The organism is Streptomyces sp. NPDC058637 (assembly GCF_042717325.1).
Taxonomy (GTDB): Bacteria; Actinomycetota; Actinomycetes; order Streptomycetales; family Streptomycetaceae; genus Streptomyces.
Map to the genome: position 1 here is coordinate 438,212 of NZ_JBHXRD010000001.1, position 25,323 is coordinate 463,534.

Here is a 25,323-nt window from a genome sequence, read left to right on the forward strand (position 1 = left end):
CAGCAGTTGGAGGGTTCGAACCCATGGCCACGTACACGCTTCCGGAACTCCCGTACGACTACGCGGCGCTCGAACCGGTCATCAACCCGCAGATCGTCGAGCTCCACCACGACAAGCACCACGCGGCGTACGTCAAGGGTGCGAACGACACCCTGGAGCAGCTGGAAGAGGCCCGCGACAAGGAGGCCTGGGGTGCGATCAACGGTCTCCAGAAGAACCTCGCATTCCATCTCTCCGGCCACATCCTGCATTCGATCTACTGGCACAACATGACCGGCGACGGCGGCGGCGAGCCCCTCGCGGCGGACGGAGTGGGGGATCTGGCCGATGCGATCACCGAGTCCTTCGGCTCGTACGCCGGCTTCAAGTCGCAGCTGACGAAGGCCGCGGCGACCACGCAGGGTTCCGGCTGGGGCGTCCTGGCGTACGAGCCGGTCAGCGGCCGGCTGATCGTCGAGCAGGTCTACGACCACCAGGGCAACGTCGGCCAGGGCTCGGTCCCGGTGCTGGTCTTCGACGCCTGGGAGCACGCGTTCTACCTGCAGTACAAGAACCAGAAGGTCGACTTCATCGAGGCGATGTGGCGCGTCGTCAACTGGCAGGACGTGGCGAAGCGGTACGCCGCGGCCAAGGAGCGCGCGGACGTGCTCCTGCTCGCCCCCTGACGGTCCACGGGCGTCCTGCCTCGTGATCGTCTTCTCAGCGCTTCACCCGGCAGGCGGATCAACGGAGAACCCCCGCGAGGACATGACTCGCGGGGGTTCTCCCATGCCGGACGGCGCGGGGTCCTCCTGTGCCGGGGCGGCTCCTCAGACGCGGAAGACGGAGCCGATGAACTCCGTGAGCAGCCGTTCCTTGAGCGCTTGCGGCAGCGCGTCCAGCAGGACGAGCACGGGAGCCGTCCTGCGGGGCAGTCCGGCGCCCGCACCGAGGCCGGCGAGGACGGCGGCGGCCTCGTCCGGTCCGAGGGTCCGCGGGTCCAGCCCGGCGGCGAGTTCGGCGAGTCCCGCGTCCACCGTCACCGGTTCCAGGGTGCGGGCCTTCGCCAGGGCGGCCATGAGGTCGTCGAGCAGGGCGTCGACCTGACCGACCGTGGCCGGGGTGAGTGTGAGGTGGAGGTTGGGCGGCAGGCCGTCGAAGGAGAGCTGCGGCTGGAGGTACCAGCCGAGCTCGCGCATCTCGTCGGCGAGATGGAGGAGCAGGCTGAGTTCGGGGGCGCCGTCGTCGTCCCGGGCGACAGTGAACGCGACGAGTCCGACGGCCGGTTCGCCCAGCACCCGCACGCCCTCGACCGCCCGCAGTCCGGCCAGCAGCCGGTCCGAGGCGTCGGCGACCCGGCCCGCGAGTGCGGTGTAGCCCTCCTCCCCTACGTGCTGGAGCACCGCCCAGGCCTGGGCGAGGAGGCCGCCGGACTTGGTGCCCTGCACGGTCGGGTTGACGACGGGGTAGCCGGGCCAGCCGGCGTGCGCGAAGTACTGGTGGCGGCGGAGCTCGGCGTCCCGGTAGAGGACCACGGAGGCGCCCTTGTCGGCGTACGCGTACTTGTGCAGGTCCACCGAGAGCGAGGTGACACCGGGCACGGACAGGTCGAAGGGCCGCACCTCGCGGCCCGCCCGCCGCAGGTCTGGCATGCGCCAGATCATGAACGACAGTTCGAGCGGTCGGCAAGACGTCGCCGGGCCGGAATCCTGGACGCGGCACGCCGCGGGCCCCCCGGAGTGGTGGGAACCCGCGGCGTGCGTACGGGGCGGGTCAGTCGAAGACGGGGCCCTGCGTACGGGTCCGCTTGATCTCGTAGAAGCCGGGGATGGACGCCACGAGCAGCGTGCCGTCCCACAGCTTCGCCGCGTCCTCGCCCTTCGGGGCGGGGGTGACGACCGGTCCGAAGAAGGCGATCTGCTCACCGTCGGGGCCAGGTACGGCGATGACCGGGGTGCCGACGTCCTGGCCGACCTTGTCGATGCCCTCCTGGTGGGAGGCGCGCAGCTGGGTGTCGTACGCGTCGGAGTCGGCGTAGTCCGCGAGTTCCACCGGCAGGCCGACGTCCTCCAGCGAGGCCACGACGGCCTCGCGGGTGGGGCCCTCGCCCTTGTTGTGGAAGCGGGTTCCCATGGCCGTGTACAGGGGGCCGACGACCTCGTCGCCGTGCTTCTCGCGGGCGGCGACCACGACCCGGACCGGGCCCCACGCCTTGGTGGCCAGCATGTCCCGGTACTCCTCGGGCAGCTCGTCCAGCCTGTCCTCGTTGAGGACGGCCAGGCTCATCACGTGCCAGCGGACCTCCACGTCACGGACCTTCTCCACCTCCAGCATCCAGCGGGAGGTCATCCAGGCCCAGGGACAGAGCGGGTCGAACCAGAAGTCCGCCGGGGTCCTGCCGTTCGACGTGCTGTTCTCGGGCATATCTCTCCTCATGAGGTCGTCTCGCACCTGGGGTCGGAACGCCGCGGGGCGCTCCCGCCATTCCCGCGCACGGGCGCCGGCGGCCGCATGGGAGGATCCAAGGCGTTCGAATAAGACATAAATGAGTCACAAAGGAGTGCTCCGTGCCCGGTGAGAACCTGTCCCGCGACGAGGCCCGTGCGAGGGCCGAGCTGCTGACCGTCGACGGATACGAGGTCGCTCTCGACCTGCGTTCCGCCGTCGGTGAGTCCGACGGGGAGGCGCCGCGCACCTTCCGCTCGGTGACCACGATCCGCTTCCGTGCCGCGCGCGCGGGGGCCTCGACCTTCGCCGACCTGCTGGCCCCGGCCGTGACCGCGGTGACGCTGAACGGGAGGGCGCTGGACCCGGCGGCCGTCTTCGACGGCACCCGGATCGCGCTGGACGGGCTCGCCGCGGGCGAGAACGTCCTGGTGGTCGACGCGCGGTGCGCGTACAGCCGGACCGGCGAGGGCATGCACCGCTTCGTCGACCCGGAGGACGGCGAGGTCTACCTCTACACGCAGTACGAACCCGCCGACGCCCGGCGCGTGTACGCGAACTTCGAGCAGCCCGACCTGAAGGCGCCGTACCGCTTCGAGGTGACGGCCCCCGACGGCTGGACGGTCCGGTCCAACGGCGCGGAGGAGTTCCACGAGGGCGAGGTGTGGCGGTTCGCGGAGACGAAGCCCATCTCGACGTACATCACGGCGGTCGTCGCCGGTCCGTACCACTGCGAGAGCGATCTCTACACCCGTACGCTCGACGACGGTTCGAAGCTGGAGATCCCGCTGGGCGCGATGTGCCGCAAGGGGCTCGCGCGGCACTTCGACGCGGACGACATCTTCCTGATCACCAAGCAGGGCCTGGACTTCTTCCACGACCACTTCGACTACCCGTACCCCTTCGGGAAGTACGACCAGGCGTTCGTGCCCGAGTACAACCTCGGGGCCATGGAGAACCCGGGTCTCGTCACCTTCCGCGAGGAGTACGTCTATCGCGGCAAGGTCACCTCGGCCTCCTACGAGCGGCGCGCCAACGTCATCCTGCACGAGATGGCGCACATGTGGTTCGGCGACCTGGTCACCATGACGTGGTGGGACGACCTGTGGCTGAAGGAGTCCTTCGCGGACTTCATGGGGTCGTTCTCGATGGTGGAGGCCACCCGCTTCACCAACGGCTGGATCACCTTCGCCAACAACCGCAAGGCCTGGGCGTACCGCGCCGACCAGCTGCCGTCCACGCACCCGATCACGGCCGACATCCGTGACCTGGAGGACGCCAAGCTGAACTTCGACGGCATCACGTACGCCAAGGGCGCGTCGGTGCTGAAGCAGCTGGTGGCGTACGTGGGCCGGGACGCGTTCCTGGAGGGCGCGCGCCGCTACTTCAAGCAGCACGCGTACGGCAACACCCGGCTGGGCGACCTGCTCTCGGTGCTGGCGGAGACGTCCGGGCGCGACATGACGGCCTGGTCGCGCTCCTGGCTGCAGACCGCGGGCGTCAACGTCCTGGCTCCGGCCGTGGACTACGACGCGGCGGGCCGGATCGCGGAGCTCGCGGTGGTCCAGGAGGCGGCTGCCTCCCACCCGGAGCTGCGTCCGCACCGGGTCGCGGTCGGCCTGTACCGGCTCTCCCCGGAGGGCGAACTGGTGCGGTACGCCCGCGCCGAGGCGGACGTCGCCGGTGAGCGCACGGTGATCGGTGAGCTGGCGGGCGCCGAGAAGCCGGATCTGGTCCTGGTCAACGACGACGACCTCACGTACTGCAAGGTCCGCTTCGACGAGGGGTCCCTCGCCACCCTGCGCGAGCACCTGGGCGACATCACCGACCCGCTGGCCCGGGCGCTGTGCTGGTCCGCGCTGTGGAACCTGACCCGGGACGCAGCTCTCCCGGCCCGCGACTTCGTCTCCCTGGTGCTGGCGTTCGCCGGCCGGGAGTCGGACATCGGGGTGCTCCAGATGCTGCACGCCTGGACGGAGTCGGCGCTCACGCACTACGCCGCGCCGGCGTGGCGCGAGGAGGGCGGCCGGGTGCTGGCCGAGGGCGCGCTGCGGGAGCTGCGTCTCGCGGAGCCGGGCAGTCAGCACCAGCTGACCTGGGCGCGGTTCTTCGCGTCGGTCGCCACCTCGGACGCGGACCTCCGGCTGCTGGGCGCTCTGCTCGACGGCTCGGACGTGATCGAGGGCCTGGACGTCGACCAGGAGCTGCGGTGGGCTTTCCTGTCCCCGCTGGCCGCGCACGGGGTGGCCGACGAGTCGGCCGTCGCCGCCGAACTGGCCCGTGACGACACGGCGTCCGGCAAGCGCCATCAGGTGCGGTGCCTGGCCTCGCGCCCCTCGGCGGCGGTCAAGGCGCAGGCCTGGGCGGCGGTCGTGGAGTCGGACAAGCTGTCCAACGCGCTCGTCGGGGCGACGATCTCGGGCTTCACGCAGTCCTCGCAGCGGGAGCTGCTGGCGCCGTACACGGCCTCGTACTTCGAGGCGATCGAGCGGGTGTGGGACGAGCGGTCCATCCAGATCGGCATGGACGTGGTCAAGGGGCTGTTCCCGGGGCTGCAGGACGATCCCGCGACGCTCGCGGCGACGGACGCCTGGCTGACCTCGCGTCCGGACGCGGCCCCGGCGCTGCGGCGGCTGGTCCTGGAGGCGCGGGACGATCTGGCCCGGGTCCTGCGCGGCCAGGAGCGCGACGCGGCGGTCTGACCCGGCCGGCGCCCGCCGCACCGTGCGCCTCGTACATCCGTGCGGGGAGCACGGTGCGCAATCCCCTGCGTGACCACTCTTTTCGGCATTCGAACTGTCGTACTTTAGGGCGGTGTTGTCCCGGAATGTCGACGGGTGTGTAACACGGGTCAGCGACACGTGCCCCTGCGGGAACCTCCGGGGCATGACCCAGAACACGCCGCTGTCCCCCCGCACCCTCCACGAGGTGCGCCCCCGCGTATGGTCCACGGCGCAGTTGCGCGCCCGGGGCGTGACCGCGGCGCACACCGCGGCGCAGTGCCTGCCCGGCGGCCCGTGGCAGCAGTTGCTCCCCGGCGTGTACCTGCTGGACCCGGGCCCGCCCACAGGTCAGGAACGGGTGCACGGCGCCCTGTTGTACGCCGGACGCCCGCCGGCCTCCGCGCGCCGGACCGGGCCCGTCCGGTCCGGGCCGGGTTACGGCGAGGCGATGGTGACCGGGCTCGCCGCACTGGCCCTGTACGGCTTCGAGGCCGCCCCGCCGGTGATCGCCCCGCACCGGATCGACGTGCTGGTGCCGCGCACACGGCGGCTGCGCTCCACCCGGTTCGTCCAGGTGACGCGGGCCGCCACGCTGCCCCGCCCGGAGCGCCGGCTGGGGGTGCCGCTGGCCCCGGTGGAGCGGGCCCTCGCCGACGCGGTGTCCGCCCTCACGGACGCCCTCAGGGACGCCCCCACGGTGCGCCGGATCCTGACGGAGGCGGTGCGCGGCGGGCACTGCGAGCCCGGCGCGGTCGTACGGGAACTCGGCGCGGCCAAGCTGCTGGGCCGGGCACACGTGGTCGACGCCGTCGACGCGCTGCTCGTCGAGGGCCGGGCGGTGGCCGAGGGCCGGCTCTACGCGATGGTGCGCGGTCACGGACTTCCGGAGCCGCTGTGGAACGTGGACCTGTGCCTGCCGGGCGGCGCCTTCCTGGGCACGGTGGACGCGTACTGGCCCGAGCAGGCCGTCGCGCTGGAGCTCGGCACCCGCGCGCCCCGCGAGGAGCACGTCACCCACACCTCGCAGGACGTCGCCTTCACCGCGGAGCGGGAGCATCTGGAGCGGCTCGGGGTCACGGTCGTCCGCGTCACGCCGAGGAAGCTGCGGGAGACGATGGCGCAGCAGGCGGTGGTGGTGCGTACGGCGATGATGGCGGCCGAGGACCGCGAGCCGGCCGCCTATGTGGTGGTCCTGCCGAGATGAGCGGTGATTCCACCCCGTTCGTCCCGTGTGGCGGACCGGAAACGGTGGCGGATCTACGCCATGTCCGTTTCTCGCCCCCGTCAACTCTCTACAAACCCATGTCATTTACGAAAGGCTGAGCGGTCATCGGGTACCGAATTCCGGACTCTCTCTTTCGTTCACACAACAGGGATGCTGATGACCAAGGAATCCCCCAGCTCCATACCCGGGGCGAGACGCGCGGCGCGCATCGCGGCCGCCGCCGGACTGGCGGCCGCTCTGGCCGCCTCCGGCGCCGCTCCGGTCTTCGCCGCCGACGACCCGGCGACCGCGCCGGTCAAGCCCGCCGCCACCAGCGGCAAGGGCGACAAGCTCGGTGAGGCCGACGCCGACGTGCTGGCGAAGGCCGAGGCCAAGGGCGAGAAGAGCATCACGATGATGGTCGCCACCGCCCCCGGTGCGACCGAGAAGGTCGCCGAGCAGTTGGACGCCGTCAAGGGGTCCGTGCTGGGGCAGACGTACGACAAGCTCGGCTACGTCCGGGCGACCGTGCCGACCGCGACGGCCGAGGCCACCATCAAGGCGGCGCAGAAGCTGTCGTCCGTGTACGGCATCGATCTCAAGCAGGAGATCAAGCTGGACGACCCGACGCCCGCGGGCGACCGGGCCGCAGGGGCCAAGCAGGCGAAGGCGACGGGCAGTTACCCGGCGCCCGGGAAGAACACCCCGGCGAAGAACCCGTACAACCCGTCCTTCGAGACGGGCGCGGTCGACTTCGTGAAGCAGCACCCGAAGGCCGACGGCCGCGGCATCACCATCGGTGTCCTGGACTCCGGTGTCGACGTCGCCCACCCGGCGCTGCAGAAGACCACCACCGGCGAGCGCAAGATCGTCGACTGGGTGACGGCCACCGACCCGGTGAACGACGGCGACGGCACCTGGCTGAAGATGGTCGAGGGTGTGGCGGGCCCGACGTTCACGAGCGGCGGCAAGACGTACTCCGCGCCGGACGGCACGTACAGGTTCAGCCTGTTCAAGGAGTCCGCCACCCGTGGCGGCGACATGGCGGGCGACCTCAACCGCGACGGTGACACCACCGACGCGTGGGGCGTGCTGTTCGACCCGGTCACCGGCACCACGCGGGTCGACCTGAACAGCAACGCCGACTTCGCCGACGACGCCGTGCTGAAGCCCTACAAGGACGAGCACCAGGTCGCCTACTTCGGTACGGACGACCCGCGGACCGAGGTCGCCGAGCGCATCCCGTTCGTCGTCGAGAACCGCAGGAACGTCGTCTACGACGCGGCGGGCAACAAGGCCGACTACGTCAGCATCGGTGTCATCGAGGGCGCGCACGGCACGCACGTCGCGGGCATCACCGCGGCCAACGGCCTGTTCGGCGGCAAGATGAACGGCGCGGCGCCCGGCGCCAAGGTCGTCTCCTCGCGCGCCTGCACCTGGTCCGGCGGCTGCACGAACATCGCGCTGACCGAGGGCATGATCGACCTCGTCGTGAACCGCGGTGTCGACGTCGTCAACATGTCGATCGGCGGCCTGCCGCCGCTCAACGACGGCAACAACGCGCGCGCCGAGCTCTACAAGCGGCTCATCGACATCTACGGCGTCCAGCTGGTCATCTCGGCCGGCAACGACGGCCCGGGTGTCAACACCATCGGTGACCCCGGCCTCGCCGACCACGTCATCTCGGTGGGTGCGTCGATCTCCAAGGAGACCTGGGCCGCCAACTACGGCTCCGGCGTCACCACGAAGTACGACATGCTGCCCTTCTCCTCACGCGGTCCGCGTGAGGACGGCGGCTTCGCGCCGATCCTGACGGCTCCGGGCGCGTCCATCAACACCACCCAGACCTGGGCGGCCGGCGGACCGGTCAAGGAGGCGGGCTACACGCTGCCCGCCGGCTACTCCATGCTGCAGGGCACCTCGATGTCCTCGCCGCAGGCCGCGGGCGCCACGGCGCTGCTCCTGTCCGCCGCGGAGCAGAAGAACATCGAGCTGCCCCCGGCGGACCTGCGGACCGCGCTGACCAGTACCGCCACCCACATCAAGGGTGTGCCCGCGCACGCCCAGGGTGCCGGACTGATCGACATCATCGGTGCCTGGAAGCAGATCGAGAAGAAGGGCGCCGCGGCGCACGAGTACTCGGTGAAGGCACCGGTCGACACCGCGATCGACTTCGCGCTGAAGACCCCTGGCTTCGGCACGGGCCTGTACGACCGTGAGGGCGGCCTGAAGGCCGGCCAGAAGAAGTCGTACGACGTCACCGTCACCCGCACCACGGGTCCGGACCGCGCGGTCGCGCACAAGCTGTCCTGGAAGAACAACGACGGCACCTTCAAGCTGACCGGTTCGAGCACCGTCTCGCTGCCGCTCGGCAAGCCGGTGACCGTGAAGGTCCAGGCGAAGCCCGGCAGCGCCGGTGTGCACAGCGCGATCCTGCAGGTGGACGACGGGAAGACCGTCGGCGTGGACCAGCAGATCCTCTCCACGGTGATCGTCGCCAAGGACCTGGTGAAGCCGGCGTACGCGTTCTCGACGACGGGCTCGGTGCAGCGCAACGGCACCACGTCGTACTTCCTGAACGTGCCGGAGGGCGCGGAGACCCTGGAGGTCGCGCTGAGCGCCCTTCGCTCGGGCAGCCAGACGCGGTTCATCTCCATCCACCCCTACGGGGTCGCGGTGGAGGACAGCTCCACGATCTACTGCTACCCGAACTACGAGAGCCCGACCAACACCTGCCGCCCGGACACGCGCTCCTACAAGGACCCGCAGCCCGGCGTCTGGGAGATCGAGGTCGAGTCCCGCCGTACGTCGCCGCTGCTGGACAACCCGTACAAGCTGGATGTCTCGCTGCTCGGCGCCTCCTTCGACCCGGCGGTGCGGACGATCGCCGAGGCGAAGATCGGCACCCCGGCCGCGGTGGACTGGACGGTCACCAACAACGCCGGTGACCTGGAGGGCAAGCTCAGGGGCGGCTCGCTCGGCTCGGCCGACGTCGAGCGTCCGTCGATCTCGACGGGCGGCGAGTACGTCAAGGAGGTCACCATCGGCGAGGGCGTCGAGAAGCTCGACGTCGCCATCGGCGGTACCTCGGACGCCAACGCCGACATCGACCTGTACGTCTACAAGGGCGCCACGGAGCTCGGTGCCTCGACGACGGCGGGCTCGGAGGAGTCGGTCAGCCTGGTGAACCCGGCGGCCGGCACCTACACGATCGTCATCGACGGCTACTCGGTCCCGGCCGGGACCACCGAGTACGACTACCGCGACGTCTACTACTCGTCGTCGCTCGGTGAGATCCAGGTAGACGAGTCGAAGGCCGTGAACCTGGCCAACGGCGCGTCCGCCCAGGTCGGCGCCGAGGTCCTGGTCGCCGGAGCGGCTCCCGAGGGCCGGCAGTTCTTCGGCGAGGTCCAGCTGGTGAACTCCCGCGGCACCGCGGCGGGCACCGGCAGCGTCGTGATCGAGAAGGTCGCACCGTAAGGGCACCACGCTGAACATGTGATCCGTACGACAGTGGGGCGGGCGCTCTCAGGAGCTCCCGCCCCACCGCTGTGCCCGGCGCCCGGCCGTCCGGCCCGCCCGTTGTCCGTCTGCCGGACAATGGATTGGACAAGAAAGCCGTGGACACACGCATCATGGAGCGGCAACCGTGCCCGTTCGTACGTTTGAAGGAGTCCCTGTGAAGGTCGGAATCGTCGGCGCCACCGGTCAGGTCGGCACAGTCATGCGCAGGATCCTGGCCGAGCGGAAGTTCCCCGTCGCCGAACTGCGGCTCTTCGCCTCCGCCCGTTCCGCGGGCTCCACGATCACGTACGAGGGCACGGAGATCACCGTCGAGGACGCCTCCACGGCGGACTACACCGGGCTGGACATCGTGCTGTTCTCCGCCGGTGGCGCGACGTCGAAGGCGCTGGCCGAGAAGGTCGCCGCCCAGGGCGCCGTCGTGATCGACAACTCCTCCGCCTGGCGCAAGGACCCCGAGGTCCCGCTGGTGGTCTCCGAGGTCAACGCGCACGCGATCAGGAACCGCCCCAAGGGCATCATCGCCAACCCGAACTGCACGACGATGGCCGCCATGCCCGTGCTGCGCCCGCTGCACACGGAGGCCGGCCTGGAGGCGCTGACCGTCGCCACCTACCAGGCGGTGTCCGGGTCCGGTGTCGCCGGTGTCGCGGAGCTGCACGGCCAGATCTCCAAGGTCGCCGCCGACGCGGACAGGCTCACGCACGACGGCGGCGCGGTCGACTTCCCCGAGCCGGGTGTCTACAAGCGTCCGATCGCCTTCAACGTGCTGCCGCTGGCCGGTTCGATCGTCGACGACGGTTCCTTCGAGACGGACGAGGAGCAGAAGCTCCGCAACGAGTCCCGCAAGATCCTGGAGATCCCGGAGCTGAAGGTGTCCGGCACCTGCGTGCGGGTCCCCGTCTTCTCCGGCCACTCCCTGCAGATCAACGCGCGCTTCGCCCGTCCGATCAGCGTCGAGCGCGCCTACGAGCTGCTGAAGGACGCCGAGGGCGTCGAGCTCTCCGAGATCCCGACCCCGCTCCAGGCGGCCGGCCAGGACGCCTCGTACGTGGGCCGGATCCGGGTGGACGAGACCGTCGAGCACGGTCTCGCACTGTTCGTCTCCAACGACAACCTGCGCAAGGGCGCCGCGCTGAACGCGGTGCAGATCGCGGAGCTGGTGGCGGCGGAGCTGAAGGGCTGACCCTCCCACCTGTGAAAGGGCGGCCCCCGGTGTCCGGGGGCCGCCCTTTCGCGTGCCTCACAGGGCGAGGTGCCGCCGCAGGGCCGCGTCGATGTCCGTCATGCGTTGACGGGGGACGGTACCCACCTGCCGTACGAACCGCTCCTCGGCCATCGCGCGTACCTGCTCGCACTGCACCTTGGAGTCCTTCGTCAGACCGGTCTCGCAGGCCTGCAGAAGCACCTGGAAGGGATAGATCCGAGCAACGTTCGAGGTCAGTGGTACGACGGTGACCACTCCTCGTCCCGTCCGCCCCACCACGGCGTTCGCTCCGTCGTTGGAGATGATCACCGAGGGCCTGGCCTTGCCGGCCTCGCTGCCACGCACGGGCTCGTAGTCGACCAGATAGATGTCACCGCGTCTCATCGGCGATCCCGTCCCCGGAGAACCGGTCCCAGAACGCGGCATCCTCGCTCGCGTCCCACTCGGCGAAGGCGGCCTCGTAATCGGCCTCCAGGTTGGCGGAACGCAGCAACTCGATGGCGGCGTGTATCACCGCCGACCGGGAATCCGCCTCGGTCTTCGCGGCGTACTCGTCGACGAAAGCGACATCCTCCTGCGGCAAGCTCACACTGATCTTCATGCCTCATCCTACCAATAGTAGGAACGACCTAGCCACCTGAATAGCAATTCCAGTGCTACCGCCGTCGTACCTCGAAGTGGAAACACCCGTACTCCACGGCACGCACGTGCACCAGCGCCACTTCCGGGTCCGTGAACGCCTCCGCGAAGGCCCCGTCGAAGCCCCGCGCGGGGTCGTCGGCCGGGATCTCCAGCAGTCGGCCCCCGACGATGCGGCCGTCCGCGTCGTAGCGGCGGACCGTGCGCAGCGCGCCCGGCCGCGCGAAGGGGTAGCCGACCCGGTCCGCCGCAGGCCCCTCGCACTCCTCGGCGTGGATGAAGACCGGCCCCTGCTCGTCGTACGCCCCCGGGCGGGCCCAGGTCTCGGCCGCCCAGCGCCGCAGCGGCGCGTACGAGACGAGGGCGATCCGCTCCCCCGGTTCGGCTCCGCGCAGGCAGCAGCGCAGGGGATCACCGCCCTCGGCAGCCGTGTACGGGACGCAGGGGCGGCCCGCGTCGTCCGTCTTCCGGAGGTCGTCGAGGGCGGTCGGTGCGATGGGTCGTGCCTCGTAGCCGGTCATGTTCCGAGCGTGCCCGGCACCCTTCCACCGGTCCGGCGGAAAACGGACATCGCGCTGCGCGTACCCCACGTGGAAGGATGACCAAAAACATCACATATCAAGGAGATGACCGCGTGCCTGGCACGAATCTGACCCGCGAAGAGGCACAGGAGCGGGCGCGCCTGCTGACCGTGGACGCGTACGAGATCGATCTCGACCTCTCCGGAGCGCAGGAGGGCGGCACCTACCGGTCCGTCACCACCGTGCGCTTCGACTCCGCCGAAGCCGGTGCGGAGACCTTCATCGACCTGGTCGCCCCGGCCGTCCACGACGTCGTGCTGAACGGCAAGGCGCTGGACGTGGCCGCCGTCTTCCGCGACGCGCGGATCACGCTGAAGCACCTGCGGGCCGGTACCAACGAGTTGCGGGTCGTCGCCGACTGCTCGTACACGAACACCGGTGAGGGCCTGCACCGGTTCGTCGACCCGGTCGACGAACAGGCCTACCTGTACACCCAGTTCGAGGTGCCGGACGCCCGCCGGGTGTTCGCGAGCTTCGAGCAGCCCGACCTGAAGGCGGCCTTCACCTTCACCGTGAAGGCACCGGCCGGCTGGACCGTGATCTCCAACTCGCCGACGCCGGAGCCGAAGGACGACGTCTGGTCCTTCGAGCCGACGCCGCGCATCTCCACGTACATCACGGCCCTGATCGCGGGCCCGTACCACGCGGTGCACAGCAGTTACGAGAAGGACGGCCAGTCGGTGCCGCTGGGCATCTACTGCCGTCCGTCGCTCGCCGAGTACCTCGACGCGGACGAGATCTTCGCGGTCACCCGGCAGGGCTTCGAGTGGTTCCAGGAGAAGTTCGACTACGCGTACCCGTTCGCCAAGTACGACCAGCTCTTCGTCCCGGAGTTCAACGCGGGCGCGATGGAGAACGCGGGCGCGGTCACCATCCGCGACCAGTACGTGTTCCGTTCGAAGGTCACGGACGCCGCGTACGAGACGCGGGCCGAGACCATCCTCCACGAGCTGGCCCACATGTGGTTCGGCGACCTGGTCACCATGGAGTGGTGGAACGACCTCTGGCTGAACGAGTCGTTCGCCACGTACACCTCGATCGCCTGCCAGGCGTACGCCGAGGGCTCGAAGTGGCCGCACTCCTGGACCACGTTCGCCAACTCCATGAAGACGTGGGCGTACCGCCAGGACCAGCTGCCCTCGACGCACCCGATCATGGCGGACATCCGCGACTTGGACGACGTCCTGGTGAACTTCGACGGCATCACGTACGCGAAGGGCGCCTCGGTCCTGAAGCAGCTCGTGGCGTACGTCGGCCAGGACGCGTTCTTCAAGGGCGTGCAGGCGTACTTCAAGGCCCACGCGTTCGGGAACACGCGCCTGTCGGACCTGCTGGGCGCGCTGGAGGAGACCTCCGGCCGTGACCTGAAGACCTGGTCGAAGGCCTGGCTGGAGACGGCCGGCATCAACATCCTGCGCCCGGAGATCGAGACGGACGAGAACGGCCACGTCACCTCGTTCACCGTCCTCCAGGAGGCTCCGGCGCTCCCCGCCGGGGCGAAGGGCGAGCCGACGCTGCGTCCGCACCGGATCGCCATCGGCTGCTACGACCTCGACGCGGCCGGGAAGCTGGTCCGCACGAACCGGATCGAGCTGGACGTGGACGGCGGGCGCACGACCGTCCCCTACCCGGCGGGCACCGCGCGCCCGGCGGTCGTCCTGCTCAACGACGACGACCTGTCGTACGCGAAGGTCCGCCTCGACGAGGAGTCGCTGGCCGTCGTCACCGAGCACCTCGGCGACTTCGCCGAGTCCCTCCCGCGCGCGCTGAGCTGGGCGTCCGCCTGGGACATGACGCGTGACGGCGAACTGGCGACGCGCGACTACCTGGCGCTGGTCCTCTCCGGGATCGGTAAGGAGTCGGACATCGGCGTCGTCCAGTCGCTGCACCGCCAGGTGAAGCTGGCGGTGGACCTGTACGCGGCACCGGAGTGGCGCGAGGCGGGTCTGACGCAGTGGACCGAGGCGACGCTGGCGCACCTGCGCGCGGCGGAGCCGGGCAGCGACCACCAGCTGGCCTGGGCCCGCGCCTTCGCGGCGACGGCACGCACTCCGCTCCACCTGGACCTGCTGCGGTCGCTGCTGGACGGCACCGGGGAGATCGAGGGCCTCGCCGTCGACACGGAGCTGCGCTGGGCGTTCGTGCAGCGGCTGGCCGCGTCCGGGCTGCTGGACGAGGAGGAGATCGGCACGGAGTACGAGCGCGACAGGACGGCCGCCGGTGAGCGCCACGCGGCGTCCGCGCGGGCGGCACAGCCCTCCGAGGAGGCGAAGGCCGAGGCGTGGGCCTCGGTCGTCGAGTCGGACAAGCTGCCGAACTCCCTCCAGGAGGCGGTCATCGGCGGCTTCGTGCAGACCGACCAGCGTGAGCTGCTGGCTCCCTACACGGAGAAGTTCTTCGCGGCCGTCAAGGACGTGTGGGAGTCGCGCAGCCACGAGATGGCCCAGCAGATCGCGGTCGGCCTGTACCCGGCCCTCCAGGTCTCGCAGGCCACCCTGGACGCGACGGACGCCTGGCTGGCGTCGGCGGAGCCGAGCGCGGCACTGCGCCGGCTGATGTCGGAGTCCCGGGCGGGCGTGGAACGCGCGCTGAAGGCCCAGGCGGCGGACGCGGCGGCGGCGACCGCGTAGCGGCCCCTCCGGCACGGCCGAGGGGGCGCCTCCCGCCGGGGGCGCCCCCTTCGCCGTGCGCGGCCGTCCGCCGGGCGGGGGTCAGGGGTGGCCGGGGGCGTCAGGCGCCGGACCGCCGGTGGCGGCGGGTCAGTTCGGCGGTGCCCTTTTCCGTCAGGGAGCCGTGCAGGCGCATCCTGGCCACGCCGCCGTCAGGGAAGGTGTCGAGGCGTACGTGGGTGACCACGGCCTCGGCGTCCAGGACGAAGCGGTGCGGGGTGTCGGGCTGGAGCCTGGTGCGGGGGATGATCTCGGACCACTCGCCGGTGTCCCCGTCACGGCCGTGGAGGCTGATCCAGCCGGCCGCGTTGCCCTTGAGGTAGGCCGTGTCGATCTCGACGGCGCGCACCGCGCCCTGCGCGGGGAGGCGGAAGCGGACCCAGTCGTTCGTGTCGCGGACCCGGCGGCGGCGGTTCTCCCAGCCGTCGTCCATCTTGCGGGAGGTGCCGGGCAGGATGATCTGGGCCGGTGAGGAGTAGAAGCGGTCGGAGGCGTCCTCGTACGTACCGCCGTTGAGGATCGAGATCAGGTCGACCGTGCCCAGCGCGGCGAGCCAGGCCGGGTCGGGGACGACCTCTCCGTGGACGCGGAGGCGGGCGATGCCTCCGTCGGGGTGCTGGCGGAGGCGGACGTGGGTGTGGCGGCGGTCCCCGGTGATCTCGAAGGCGTTGGCCGCGTGGCCGCGTACCGGGGTCGGCGGGAGGAGTTCCTCCCACTTCACGTCGTCGGCGAGGAGCCGCTCGGGGCTCGGGGCGCCCTCGAAGGCCGTCGCCTGTACCGACACGCGCTGCGGGTAGTTGCCGCGGAAGTGGGCGGTGTCCACGACGATGCCGCGGATGATCCCGGGGGCGCCGAGGCGGACGATCGCCCAGTCGTGGTCCTCGGGGGCGGGGAAGGGGTGGTCCGCGTCCACGCCACGGCGGCGGCGGGTCTCCCAGCCGTCCATGATCTTGCCCTTGTGGCCGAAGCGCTCGGGGTCGAAGACGGCGGGTCCGCGCAGCAGGAGGTTCTCCCGCTCGGCGAAGAACTCGTCGTTCGCCGCGATCACACCCGCGCCGAGGCGGCGGTCCGCGAGGTCGACGAGGCCGGTGAAGGGGAGTCCGGTGGCGGCGCGGTAGTCGGCGTACGGGTCGCCCCCGCCGTAGGGGGCCGCGTCATTGGCGTGGGGGTCGGTGTCCTGGAATACGGTCTCGTTCGCGTCGGTGGTCATGGGACGACTGTCGCCCCCACCCACCCATCAGGTCCATCGAAACTTTTCGCACAGTTCTTTCAGTCCTGCTTAACGAACGCCCGCCCCCCAAGGAGGGCCCAGCTCAGCGCATCCCGGCGGAGCCCTGTCCGGCGAGGGCGGCGGCCACCTGCCGCAGCGCCGCCAGTACCCGCGCGACCGCCGGCCGCTGCCCGGCCCCCTGCCGGACCGCCGCCACCACGTGGCGGTGGGGCCGGTCCGCGTCCAGGACCCGCATGGCCACCCCGCCACCGGGCCGTTCGGCGGCGGACGCCATCCGGGGCACGAGTGCGACGCCCATCCCCGCCTCCACCATGGCGAGGATCGCGGTCCAGCCGGCGGCACTGTGGGCCTGCTCGGGCACGAAGCCCGCCGCCTCGCACGCGGCTCTCGTGATCTGCGACCAGGGGCCGGAGCCGCCGAAGATCCAGGGCTCCGAGGCGAGGTCGGCCAGCCGCAGGCCCGGGACCCGGGCGAGACGGTGGTCCGCCGGCAGCGCCACGTCCAGGGGGTCGGCCAGGAGCGGCAGCAGGGTGAAGCGGGGGTCCCGGGCCGTCGGGGCGTGCGCCGTCAGGGAGAGCGCGAGGTCCACGTCCCCGGCCGACAGCAGCTCGTACGCCTGGGCCGCCTCCGCCTCCCGCACCCGCACCTGGGGGCCGGGCCGGTCCTCGGCCCCGAGGAGCCGCACGGCGGGCACGACGAGCGCGGGTACGGCCGTCGAGAAGGCGCCGACACGGACCTGGCCCGCCTCGCCGCGCAGATAGCCGGTGAGTTCCGCGTCGGCCCGCTCCAGCTGGGCGAAGACCGCTTCCGCGTGGCGCAGCACGAGATGCGCGGCGTCGGTGAGCCGGACGCGGCGGCCCCGCGCCTCCAGGAGCGGCACGCCGAGCTGCCTGGACAGGTTGGTGAGCTGCTGCGAGACGGCCGACGGGGTCATCAGCAGGGTTTCGGCGGTGGCGGTCACGGTGCCCCGGTCGCGCAGGGTGCGCAGGATACGGAGCTTCTTGACGTCCCACTCGGTCATGGCCGCAACCTACCGGTGTCCGGACGCACGGATGCGCCGCGCGGTACGGCGTACCGGCGGCGCGTCCGTGAAGAGGTTCTAGGCCTGCTTCTTGGACTTGTCGAGGACCATGACCAGTCCGACGATCACCAGGAAGAGGACGATCGGCAGTGCGACGAAGACCCCGAGGGTCTCCCCCATTCCGATCCCCTGACCCGGGTCGTCGCCGTCGTCGCGGGTGAGAGCGAGCGCGGGGGACGACATGAGCAGCATCATCAGCGTCGTACCGGCCGCGACGGCGCCGGCGCGCATAGCGTTCTTCTTGTCCACGGTGCAAACGTAGCGAACGCCAGGAAGCGGCGCGCGCCCGGGGGTGCCGTACGTGCCCTACGGCCGGTCCGCGCCGGGTCTCAGAACCTCCATCAGCCGGTGCAGCCGGGGTGAGGCGGTGATCTCCTCCAGCGTGACCGGGTGCCCCTCGGCATCGGCGACGGGCAGGCGCCAGTTGGGGTACTGGTTCCAGGTGCCCGGGAGGTTCTGCGGGCGGCGGTCGCCGACGGTGTCGGGGAGCCAGACCCCGGCCATCCGGGCCGGGGTGCGCAGCAGGAAGCGGTGGACGGCGCGGACGGCCGCCTCCTCGTCGCCCTCGCCCTCGGGCAGCAGCCGGAGCCGGGCCAGGTAGGACAGCCACTCGGCGGTGTCGGTGGCGTCCTCGGCCAGCTCCCGCTCCAGGGTGCGGGTGAGCAGGCCGAGGCGGTGGCGGAGCGTCACGTGGTCGCCCGTCAGCCGGGCGGCGGTGGACGGCAGGTCGTGGGTGGTCGCCGTCGCCACGCAGCCGCTGCGCCACTTCTCCGGGGCCAGAGGGCGTCCTGTGCCGTCCCAGTCCCGCTCGAACCAGAGGACGGAGGTGCCGAGCACACCGCGCCGGGCGAGCGCCTCGCGCACGCCGGGCTCGACGGTGCCGAGGTCCTCCCCTATGACGACGGCACCGGCGCGGTGCGCCTCCAGGACGAGGACGGCGAGCATCGCCTCGGCGTCCTGGCTGACGTAGGTGCCCTCGGTGGGCGGTCTGCCCTCGGGCACCCACCAGAGCCGGAAGAGGCCCATGACGTGGTCGATGCGCAGGGCGCCCGCGTGGGCGAGGAGGCCGCGCAGGAGGGTGCGGTAGGGGGCGTAGGCGGACGCGGCGAGCGCGTCGGGCCGCCACGGGGGCAGCCCCCAGTCCTGGCCGTGCGCGTTGAAGGCGTCCGGGGGCGCGCCGACGGACATGCCGTGGGCGAAGGCGTCCTGCCGGGCCCAGGTGTCGGCCCCTTCGGGGTGGACGCCGACAGCGAGGTCGTGGACGATCCCGACGGCCATCCCCGCGTCCCGCGCGGCACGCTGGGCGGCGGCGAGCTGGGTGTCCGTCAGCCAGGCGAGCCGGCAGTGGAAGTCGACCCGTTCGAGGAGGTCGGTGCGGGCGCGGGCGCTCCGCGGGGAGCGCGGGTCGCCCAGTCCGGCGGGCCAGCCGCGCCAGTTCGATCCGTGTACCTCGGCCAGGGCGCACCACAGGGCGTGGTCCTCCAGTGCCTGTCCCTGCTCGGCCAGGAAGTCGCAGTAGGCGGCTCGCCGCCCGGGGGTGAGCGGCACCTGGGCGATGATCTCCAGGGCCTGCTTCTTGAGGTCCCAGACGGCGTCCCGGTCGATCAGCGCGCCCTTGTTCAGCACGGCCTCGCTGAGTGCGGCGGCTTCCTGGCGCAGATCGTCCAGGGCGGCCCGGCCCGGCTCGGTCACGTGCCCGTACTCGGGGACCGACTCGATGTGCAGGTGCACGGGGTCGGGGAAGCGGCGCGAGGAGGGGCGGTACGGCGAGGGGTCGGTGGGCCGGCCGGGGACGGCGGCGTGCAGAGGGTTGACCTGGACGAATCCGGCCCGCTGGGTCCGGCCCGACCAGGCGGCGAGGTCGGCCAGGTCACCGAGGTCGCCCATGCCCCAGGAGCGGGCGGAGAGCAGCGAGTAGAGCTGGACGAGGAATCCGTGCGTGCGGCCGGGCGGCTGGGGTACGCGGTCCGGTGCGACGACGAGTGTGGCGGTGGAGTAGCGGTGGTCGGTGGTGCGGACGGTCAGCCGGTGGACCCCCAGGGGCGGAGCGGTCCACCAGGGCGGCGTGGGCGACGGATCGCCGTCGGGGGGCGTCGCCCGCGGCGCCGTGACCCGCATCCGCAGCTGTACGGGGCCGTCGCCCCCCGGGTCCTGCTCGGGGTCGACCGTCAGGGTCGTGCCGGTCGGCAGCGCGGCCAGGGCCGGCGGCAGCGGCTCTCCCGACCAGGTCACCACCGTGGGCGGGAGCAGTCGGGAGGCCGCCGCCGATTCGGCCGCGGCGAGTGATCTCCGTACCTCCGCGGGGGTGCTCGCTGCCACGCCCAGCGCGGCGAGCACGGCCGTGACCGTGTCGTCGGGGACGGACACCGTGACATCCGCGGACGGGGAGAAGGAGGTGGCGACGCCGTGCAGTGCGGCGAGCCGGGACAAGCCCATTCAGACTCCTGGGGACTCCATGCCCCCTGCGGTGCCGGGTGCTGTCGGCTCGCTGGTCAGAGGGGCGACGGTGGCGAGCGGAGGCTCGCTCGTGAGAGGTGTGGCGTCGGCGAGCGGGGGCTCGCTGGTCAGCGGAGCGGCGTCGGCGAACACGGGTTCACCGCTGAGGTGGCGCACGTCGGCGAGCGGCAGCTCGCTGATCATCGGGGGCGCGTCGGTCGGGGCGGGACCTGTCGGACTCGGTACCTGTTCGGAGAGGGCGGAGAGCAGAAGCTGCGCGGAAGCGGGCACGGTGGCCTCCTGGCCGTGGACAACAGGACACAGCAGGCCTACCCAGTGGGTGCGGGAGCAGGCGTAGGTGTGACGTAGGCGTTATGACAACGAGCCCAACGTGCTGTGGGTCACACTACGTTCCCCGATGCGCCTGGTATGGGCTGTTTTCGGTCACTCGGCGGGTCATCCGCTAACACACCCGCGAGCCGCACAGGTGACACATCAGGCAAATCCGTCACAACGGCCACGTGCATTGACACCCTCCCGCCCGGGTGGTGGGCTCGGGGCGCACGGGGGATCAACGGGGGATCAGGGGCATCGGGGCAGGGACCGGAACAAGGGAGAGCGGCGTGCAGCTCGGGCGCGGAAGGCATGCGACGGCCCTCGTCGTCGCCGTGATCGGCGGACTGCTCGGCCCCGTCGCGCCCGCCGCCGTCGCGGCGCCCGTCGCCCCCGTCGCGACCACTCCCGACCGGACCGACGGCGCGGCACCGCCCGCCGTCTGGCCGCGGCCCCGGTCGATCAAGGCCTCCGGCCGGTCCGTGCCGCTCGGCACCGAGGTCACCGTCGTCGCCGGCGCGGACGCCGACCCGTACGCCGTGGAGGCTCTCCGGGCGCTGCTGCGCGACGCGGGGGTACGCACCGTGCACGACGCCCTGCCCGGCCGCGGCCCGGTGATCCGGATGGGTGGTACGGGTGCCGGCCAGGCCCTGCGGGAGCTCCGCGCACCGGCGCGCGCCGATCTTCCCCCGGGCGGCTACCGACTCGCCGTGGGCAGGGTCGCCGGCCGGCCCACCGTCGCCCTGGACGGCATCGGCGAGGACGGCCTGTTCCACGGCGTGCAGACGCTGCGTCAGCTCGTCAAGGACGGCACCGTCGCCGGCGCCGTGGTCCGCGACTGGCCGGGAACGGCCGTACGCGGCATGGCCGAGGGCTTCTACGGGCAGCCGTGGACCCGCGAGGAGCGGCTGGCCCAGATCGGTTTCATGGGCCGTACGAAGCAGAACCGCTATCTGTACGCGGCCGGTGACGACCCCTTCCGGCAGGTCCGCTGGCGCGAGCCGTACCCCGCCGACCGGCGCGCCGACTTCCGGGAGCTGGCCGCGAAGGCGCGGGCCGAGCACGTGACGCTCGGCTGGGCCGTCGCCCCGGGGCAGGCGATGTGCATGGCCTCCGACGCGGACGTGAAGGCGCTGATCCGCAAGGTCGACGCGATGTGGGCGCTGGGTGTACGGGCGTACCAGCTGCAGTTCCAGGACGTCAGCTACAGCGAATGGCACTGCGGCCTGGACGCGGAGACGTTCGGCAGCGGACCCGAGGCCGCGGCCAGGGCCCAGGCCCGGGTCGCGAGCGCGGTCGCCCGGCACCTGGCGGACCGTCACCCGGGCGCGGAGCCGCTGTCGGTGATGCCGACGGAGTTCCACCAGGACGGCGCCACCGCCTACCGCACGGCGCTGGCCGCCGCCCTGGACGACCGGGTGCAGGTGGCCTGGACCGGTGTCGGGGTCGTGCCGAAGACCATCACCGGGCAGGAGCTGGCCGGTGCGCGGGCCGCCTTCCGCCACCCGCTGGTCACCATGGACAACTACCCGGTCAACGACTACGCCCGGGACCGGATCTTCCTCGGCCCGTACACCGGCCGGGACCCGGCGGTGGCCGTCGGTTCGGCGGCGCTGCTGGCCAACGCCATGGAGCAGTCCTCGGCGTCCCGCATCCCGCTGTTCACGGCCGCCGACTTCGCCTGGAACCCGAAGGGGTACCGGCCGCGGGAGTCCTGGCGGGCGGCGCTGGACGATCTGGCGGGCGGCGACGCCGGTGCCCGGGCGGCGCTGCACGCCCTCGCGGGCAACAGCGCCACCTCGATGCTCGGGGGCGTCGAGTCGGCCTATCTGCGACCGCTGTTCTCCGGGTTCTGGGCCGCCCGGGCGACGGGCGGCGAGGCCGGCCGCGACAACGCGGCCGCCAGGCTGCGGACGGTGTTCGGCGTGATGCGGCAGGCACCCGAGCGGCTGGGGACCCCGGCGGACGGACGGCTGGCGGACGAGGTGCGGCCGTGGTCCGAGCAGCTGGCACGCTACGGCCGCGCGGGCGAGCTCGCCGTCGCTCTCCTGCGGGCGCAGGCGCGCGGCGACGGAGCGGCCGCCTGGAAGGCCCAGTTGGCGCTGGAGCCGCTCCGCGAGCAGATCGAGGCGAGCGGGGCCACGGTCGGCAAGGGCGTGCTCGACCCGTTCCTGGACCGGGTGCGCGAGGAGGCCGACAGCTGGAACGGCACCGACCGCGACAACGGCACGGTGCACCGGGACACCAGCAGCTACACGGTCCACCTCGGCCGGGCCCGCCCGGTCGAGGCCGTCACCACGATGACCCGGCCGGCCGAGGCCCGGGGCGCGGTCCTGGAGGCGCACGTGCCGGGAGAGGGCTGGCGCGGCCTCGGCTCCCTGTCGGCGGCGGGCTGGACCCAGACGCCGACGAAGGGCCTCAGGGCGGACGCGCTCCGGGTCACGGTCCCCTCCGCCCGCCCGGTCCTCGTCAGCCCGTCGGCCCCCGGGGTCACGGGCGCGCCCCCGCCCGTCACGGGCCCCGGCGCGGCCTCCACGGCGGTGCGCGGGCTCGTCCCGTGGTTCCATGACGAACCGGCGGCCAGGCTCGATCTCGCACACGGCGAGACGGACGCCGTGATCGGCGGCGGTACGCAGCGGGTCGAGGCCCGGCTGGCCGGAGGGCGGCCGGCCGAGGTGAGGGGCGCGCTCACCGCGAAGGCCCCGAAGGGCATCGAGGTGGCGGTACCGAAGCGGACGACGGTGCCACGGGGGGCGCGTACCGACGTCCCGGTGGACATCACCGTGCCCGCGGACACCCCGGCCGGGGAGTACGAGGTGCCGCTGAGCTTCGGCGGCGAGGAGAGCACCCTGACCGTGCGGGCCTTCCCGCGCACCGGGGGCGCCGACCTGGTGCGTACGGCCACGGCGTCCTCGTCAGGCGACGAGACCGCGGACTTCCCGGCCTCCGCCGCCTCGGACAGCGATCCGGGGACCCGCTGGTCCTCGCCCGTCGAGGACAGCGCCTGGTGGCAGGCCGAGCTGCCCGGGCCCGTACGGCTGGGCCAGGTGGTGCTGCGGTGGCAGGACGCGCACGCCTCCCGCTACCGCGTCCAGGTCTCCGCGGACGGCCGGACCTGGCGCACGGCGGCGACGGTGCGCGAGAGCCGGGGCGGGCGCGAATCGGTCCGGATGGACGCGAAGGACACCCGCTTCATCAGGATCCAGGCCGACAGCCGGGCCACGCGGTACGGCTACTCGCTGTGGTCGGTGGAGGCCTACGCCGTCGCCGAGTAGTGCCGCGGGCCTCCGGCCGGCCCGGGCCCGTGCTCCCCGGCCAGGACCCCGTCGATCCGCGCCATCACGTCGTCCGCGCCGAACGGCTGCAGGTAGGGCAGCCAGCGCGGGTCGCGGTGCCCCGTCCCGATGATCCGCCAGGCGAGCCCGCTGGGCGGGGCGGGCTGGTGGCGCAGCCGCCAGCCCAGCTCGGGCAGGTGCCGGTCGGCCTTGACGTGGTTGCAGCGGCGGCAGGCCGCCACCACGTTGTCCCAGGCGTGCTGTCCGCCGCGGCTGCGCGGAATGACGTGGTCGACGCTGGTCGCGGCGGCGCCGCAGTACATGCAACGACCGCCGTCCCTGGCGAAGAGGGCCCGGCGGGTCAGTGGGACGGGCCCCCGGTAGGGGACCCGCACGAACCGCTTGAGGCGGACGACGCTGGGCGCGGGCACGGCACGGGTGGCACTGTGCATGAAGGCGCCGGACTCCTCGAGGCAGATGGCCTTGTTCTCGAGGACGAGGACGAGCGCGCGGCGGAGCGGTACGACGCCGAGTGGCTCGTACGACGCGTTGAGAACCAGGACGTGCGGCACGTGGATGCCTCCTTGTGCGCCGGCGGCGCGTGGCTCGCGCCGGGACGATCCGCTCTCAGTCTCTCCTCATGCCTGGTCGTAGCGCCACCACGTGCGGGTAACGGGCCGGAGGGATTTTTCTCACCACCCGGCCGGAGGTACCCCCCGGACACACCGGAACAGGCGCTTCGCCACGGCGGCCGGCCCGGGTGTGCGATGGGCCACATCGCTCGTACTACCGGGTGAGACGTGTCTCTCCTCGCGTTATGGCAACGATCCACTCCCTCCCCTTCGTTACTGTGGTTGGTCTGCTGTCGCCCCACCTGGAGGTCCCCGTCGTGTCCCTGTCCGCCCTCCTGGCCGCAGCACCGTCACCCGAGCCGGCAGGTTCGCTGGACGAAGCCGCCGAGCGGGCCGGCAACGCCGCGGGCTGGGTGCAGGAGAACTGGTCCACGTGGCTGAACACCGGTCTGCGCATCCTGCTGATCCTCACGATCGCCCTCGTGCTGCGGTACGTGATCCGTCGTGCTCTGACCAATCTGATCGACCGGATGAACCGCAGCGCCCAGGCGGTGGAGGGCACCGCCCTCGGCGGTCTGCTGGTCAACGCGGAACGCCGCCGCCAGCGCTCGGAGGCCATCGGTTCCGTACTCCGTTCGGTTACGTCTTTCATGATCCTGGGCACGGCCGCGCTGATGATCCTGGGGGCGTTCCAGATCAATCTGGCGCCCCTGCTCGCCTCCGCCGGGGTCGCCGGTGTGGCACTGGGCTTCGGTGCCCGCAACCTGGTCACCGACTTCCTCTCCGGCGTCTTCATGATCCTCGAGGACCAGTACGGCGTGGGTGACCAGATCGACGCGGGCGTCGCCTCCGGCGAGGTCATCGAGGTGGGTCTGCGCGTCACCAAGCTGCGCGGCGACAACGGTGAGATCTGGTACGTCCGCAACGGTGAGGTGAAGCGGATCGGCAACCTCAGCCAGGGCTGGTCCACGGCCGGTGTCGACGTCACGGTCCGCCCGACGGAGGACCTGGACCGGGTCCGGCAGGCCATCACCGAGGCCTCCGGGGCCATGGCGAAGGAAGAGCCCTGGTCGGAGCGCCTGTGGGGCCCGGTGGAGATCCTCGGCCTGGACGCGGTCCTGCTCGACTCGATGACCGTCCGGGTCACGGCGAAGACGATGCCGGGCAAGGCGCTGGGCGTGGAGCGCGAGCTGCGCTGGCGGATCAAGCAGGCCCTCGACGTGGCCGGCATCCGGATGGTCGGCGCCGTGCCCCTCCAGGCGGACGGCGAGACGTCGGCCGACCCGACGGCCGGGATGGCCGCCCCCTCCGCGTACGCGTCGGCCACGTCGCCGCAGTCGCTGGCGGCCACCCCGATACCGCCGCCGAGCATGACGAAGTAGAACCCGCCCGGTCACCGGCGAAGGGGCGTCCCGCGATTGAGCGG

General features: G+C 71.9%; 17 protein-coding genes and 2 pseudogenes. 8 read left to right on the plus strand and 11 right to left on the minus strand.

Annotated features, from left to right (window positions below; translation table 11 throughout):
* The first annotated feature begins 23 nt into the window (after window positions 1-23).
* Complete coding sequence (locus tag ACFWVP_RS02030; protein WP_384492989.1) at window positions 24-665, plus strand: superoxide dismutase; 642 nt, start codon at window positions 24-26, stop codon at window positions 663-665.
* Window positions 666-809: 144 nt separating this feature from the next.
* Here ACFWVP_RS02030 and ACFWVP_RS02035 read toward each other — a convergent pair.
* A pseudogene (locus ACFWVP_RS02035) lies at window positions 810-1,637 on the minus strand (aspartate aminotransferase family protein); the annotation flags it as partial.
* Between the two features lie 115 nt (window positions 1,638-1,752).
* Window positions 1,753-2,403 (minus strand): DsbA family protein, encoded by a 651-nt coding sequence (locus tag ACFWVP_RS02040; RefSeq protein WP_384492990.1) that lies wholly within the window; start codon window positions 2,401-2,403, stop codon window positions 1,753-1,755.
* Window positions 2,404-2,546: 143 nt separating this feature from the next.
* Here ACFWVP_RS02040 and pepN (ACFWVP_RS02045) point away from each other — a divergent pair, with 143 nt between their 5' ends.
* The 4 genes from pepN (ACFWVP_RS02045) to ACFWVP_RS02060 all read left to right on the plus strand — a co-directional run bounded on the left by pepN (ACFWVP_RS02045) (window position 2,547) and on the right by ACFWVP_RS02060 (window position 11,059).
* Window positions 2,547-5,126, plus strand: a complete 2,580-nt coding sequence (gene pepN, locus ACFWVP_RS02045; RefSeq protein ID WP_384492991.1) for an aminopeptidase N — start codon at window positions 2,547-2,549, stop codon at window positions 5,124-5,126.
* Window positions 5,127-5,310: 184 nt separating this feature from the next.
* Complete coding sequence (locus tag ACFWVP_RS02050) at window positions 5,311-6,351, plus strand: hypothetical protein (protein ID WP_384492992.1); 1,041 nt, start codon at window positions 5,311-5,313, stop codon at window positions 6,349-6,351.
* Between the two features lie 171 nt (window positions 6,352-6,522).
* Window positions 6,523-9,831, plus strand: coding sequence for a S8 family serine peptidase (locus tag ACFWVP_RS02055; protein WP_384492993.1), 3,309 nt, complete (start codon window positions 6,523-6,525; stop codon window positions 9,829-9,831).
* 199 nt (window positions 9,832-10,030) lie between these two features.
* Window positions 10,031-11,059 (plus strand): aspartate-semialdehyde dehydrogenase, encoded by a 1,029-nt coding sequence (locus ACFWVP_RS02060; RefSeq protein ID WP_384492994.1) that lies wholly within the window; start codon window positions 10,031-10,033, stop codon window positions 11,057-11,059.
* A 57-nt stretch (window positions 11,060-11,116) separates the two neighbouring features.
* On the opposite strand, the gene ACFWVP_RS02065 is transcribed toward ACFWVP_RS02060, so the two are convergent.
* From ACFWVP_RS02065 to ACFWVP_RS02075, 3 genes are read right to left on the minus strand one after another with little or no spacing between them, the layout of a single operon-like run.
* Complete coding sequence (locus tag ACFWVP_RS02065) at window positions 11,117-11,464, minus strand: type II toxin-antitoxin system PemK/MazF family toxin (RefSeq protein WP_384492995.1); 348 nt, start codon at window positions 11,462-11,464, stop codon at window positions 11,117-11,119.
* Window positions 11,451-11,681 (minus strand): type II toxin-antitoxin system ParD family antitoxin, encoded by a 231-nt coding sequence (locus ACFWVP_RS02070; protein WP_383182361.1) that lies wholly within the window; start codon window positions 11,679-11,681, stop codon window positions 11,451-11,453. The genes ACFWVP_RS02065 and ACFWVP_RS02070 overlap by 14 nt, the downstream gene beginning before the upstream one ends.
* A 55-nt stretch (window positions 11,682-11,736) precedes the next feature.
* The gene (locus ACFWVP_RS02075; RefSeq protein WP_384492996.1) at window positions 11,737-12,240 is read right to left on the minus strand and encodes a DUF1203 domain-containing protein; all 504 of its coding nucleotides are present in this window, start codon (window positions 12,238-12,240) and stop codon (window positions 11,737-11,739) included.
* Window positions 12,241-12,353: 113 nt separating this feature from the next.
* On the opposite strand from ACFWVP_RS02075, the gene pepN (ACFWVP_RS02080) reads away from it, so the two are divergent.
* On the plus strand, window positions 12,354-14,930 hold the full coding sequence (gene pepN / locus ACFWVP_RS02080; protein WP_384492997.1) for an aminopeptidase N: 2,577 nt from the start codon (window positions 12,354-12,356) through the stop codon (window positions 14,928-14,930).
* 100 nt (window positions 14,931-15,030) lie between these two features.
* Here pepN (ACFWVP_RS02080) and alc read toward each other — a convergent pair whose 3' ends face one another.
* The 5 genes and pseudogenes from alc to ACFWVP_RS02105 all read right to left on the minus strand — a co-directional run bounded on the left by alc (window position 15,031) and on the right by ACFWVP_RS02105 (window position 20,008).
* Window positions 15,031-16,179, minus strand: coding sequence for an allantoicase (gene alc / locus ACFWVP_RS02085; protein ID WP_384492998.1), 1,149 nt, complete (start codon window positions 16,177-16,179; stop codon window positions 15,031-15,033).
* 103 nt (window positions 16,180-16,282) lie between these two features.
* The gene (locus ACFWVP_RS02090) at window positions 16,283-17,221 is read right to left on the minus strand and encodes a LysR substrate-binding domain-containing protein (RefSeq protein WP_384492999.1); all 939 of its coding nucleotides are present in this window, start codon (window positions 17,219-17,221) and stop codon (window positions 16,283-16,285) included.
* Between the two features lie 78 nt (window positions 17,222-17,299).
* Entirely contained in the window at window positions 17,300-17,512 is a 213-nt protein-coding gene (locus ACFWVP_RS02095; protein ID WP_384493015.1) for a hypothetical protein, read from the minus strand.
* Window positions 17,476-19,717 (minus strand): annotated as a pseudogene (gene malQ, locus ACFWVP_RS02100) (4-alpha-glucanotransferase). The gene ACFWVP_RS02095 and the pseudogene malQ overlap by 37 nt, the downstream one beginning before the upstream one ends.
* Window positions 19,718-20,008, minus strand: coding sequence for a hypothetical protein (locus ACFWVP_RS02105; protein ID WP_384493000.1), 291 nt, complete (start codon window positions 20,006-20,008; stop codon window positions 19,718-19,720). It lies immediately after the preceding pseudogene.
* A 332-nt stretch (window positions 20,009-20,340) separates the two neighbouring features.
* Between ACFWVP_RS02105 and ACFWVP_RS02110 the strand changes: the two genes are divergently transcribed.
* Window positions 20,341-23,325: a beta-N-acetylglucosaminidase domain-containing protein gene (locus tag ACFWVP_RS02110; protein WP_384493001.1), complete on the plus strand. Its 2,985-nt coding sequence runs from the start codon at window positions 20,341-20,343 to the stop codon at window positions 23,323-23,325.
* On the opposite strand, the gene ACFWVP_RS02115 is transcribed toward ACFWVP_RS02110, so the two are convergent.
* Window positions 23,307-23,897, minus strand: a complete 591-nt coding sequence (locus tag ACFWVP_RS02115; RefSeq protein WP_384493002.1) for an HNH endonuclease — start codon at window positions 23,895-23,897, stop codon at window positions 23,307-23,309. The two genes, ACFWVP_RS02110 and ACFWVP_RS02115, sit on opposite strands and share 19 nt — an antisense overlap.
* Before the next feature lie 317 nt (window positions 23,898-24,214).
* On the opposite strand from ACFWVP_RS02115, the gene ACFWVP_RS02120 reads away from it, so the two are divergent.
* The gene (locus ACFWVP_RS02120) at window positions 24,215-25,279 is read left to right on the plus strand and encodes a mechanosensitive ion channel family protein (protein WP_384493016.1); all 1,065 of its coding nucleotides are present in this window, start codon (window positions 24,215-24,217) and stop codon (window positions 25,277-25,279) included.
* Window positions 25,280-25,323 lie beyond the last annotated feature (44 nt).

Bases quoted from the DNA above. Each gene is read 5' to 3' on its own strand.
- ACFWVP_RS02030 (WP_384492989.1), top strand. From the start codon at position 24: ATGGCCACGTACACGCTTCCGGAACTCCCGTACGACTACGCGGCGCTC.
- ACFWVP_RS02040 (WP_384492990.1), bottom strand. From the start codon at position 2,403: ATGCCCGAGAACAGCACGTCGAACGGCAGGACCCCGGCGGACTTCTGG.
- ACFWVP_RS02050 (WP_384492992.1), top strand. From the start codon at position 5,311: ATGACCCAGAACACGCCGCTGTCCCCCCGCACCCTCCACGAGGTGCGC.
- ACFWVP_RS02055 (WP_384492993.1), top strand. From the start codon at position 6,523: ATGCTGATGACCAAGGAATCCCCCAGCTCCATACCCGGGGCGAGACGC.
- ACFWVP_RS02065 (WP_384492995.1), bottom strand. From the start codon at position 11,464: ATGAGACGCGGTGACATCTATCTGGTCGACTACGAGCCCGTGCGTGGC.
- ACFWVP_RS02070 (WP_383182361.1), bottom strand. From the start codon at position 11,681: ATGAAGATCAGTGTGAGCTTGCCGCAGGAGGATGTCGCTTTCGTCGAC.
- ACFWVP_RS02075 (WP_384492996.1), bottom strand. From the start codon at position 12,240: ATGACCGGCTACGAGGCACGACCCATCGCACCGACCGCCCTCGACGAC.
- alc (WP_384492998.1), bottom strand. From the start codon at position 16,179: ATGACCACCGACGCGAACGAGACCGTATTCCAGGACACCGACCCCCAC.
- ACFWVP_RS02090 (WP_384492999.1), bottom strand. From the start codon at position 17,221: ATGACCGAGTGGGACGTCAAGAAGCTCCGTATCCTGCGCACCCTGCGC.
- ACFWVP_RS02095 (WP_384493015.1), bottom strand. From the start codon at position 17,512: ATGCGCGCCGGCGCCGTCGCGGCCGGTACGACGCTGATGATGCTGCTC.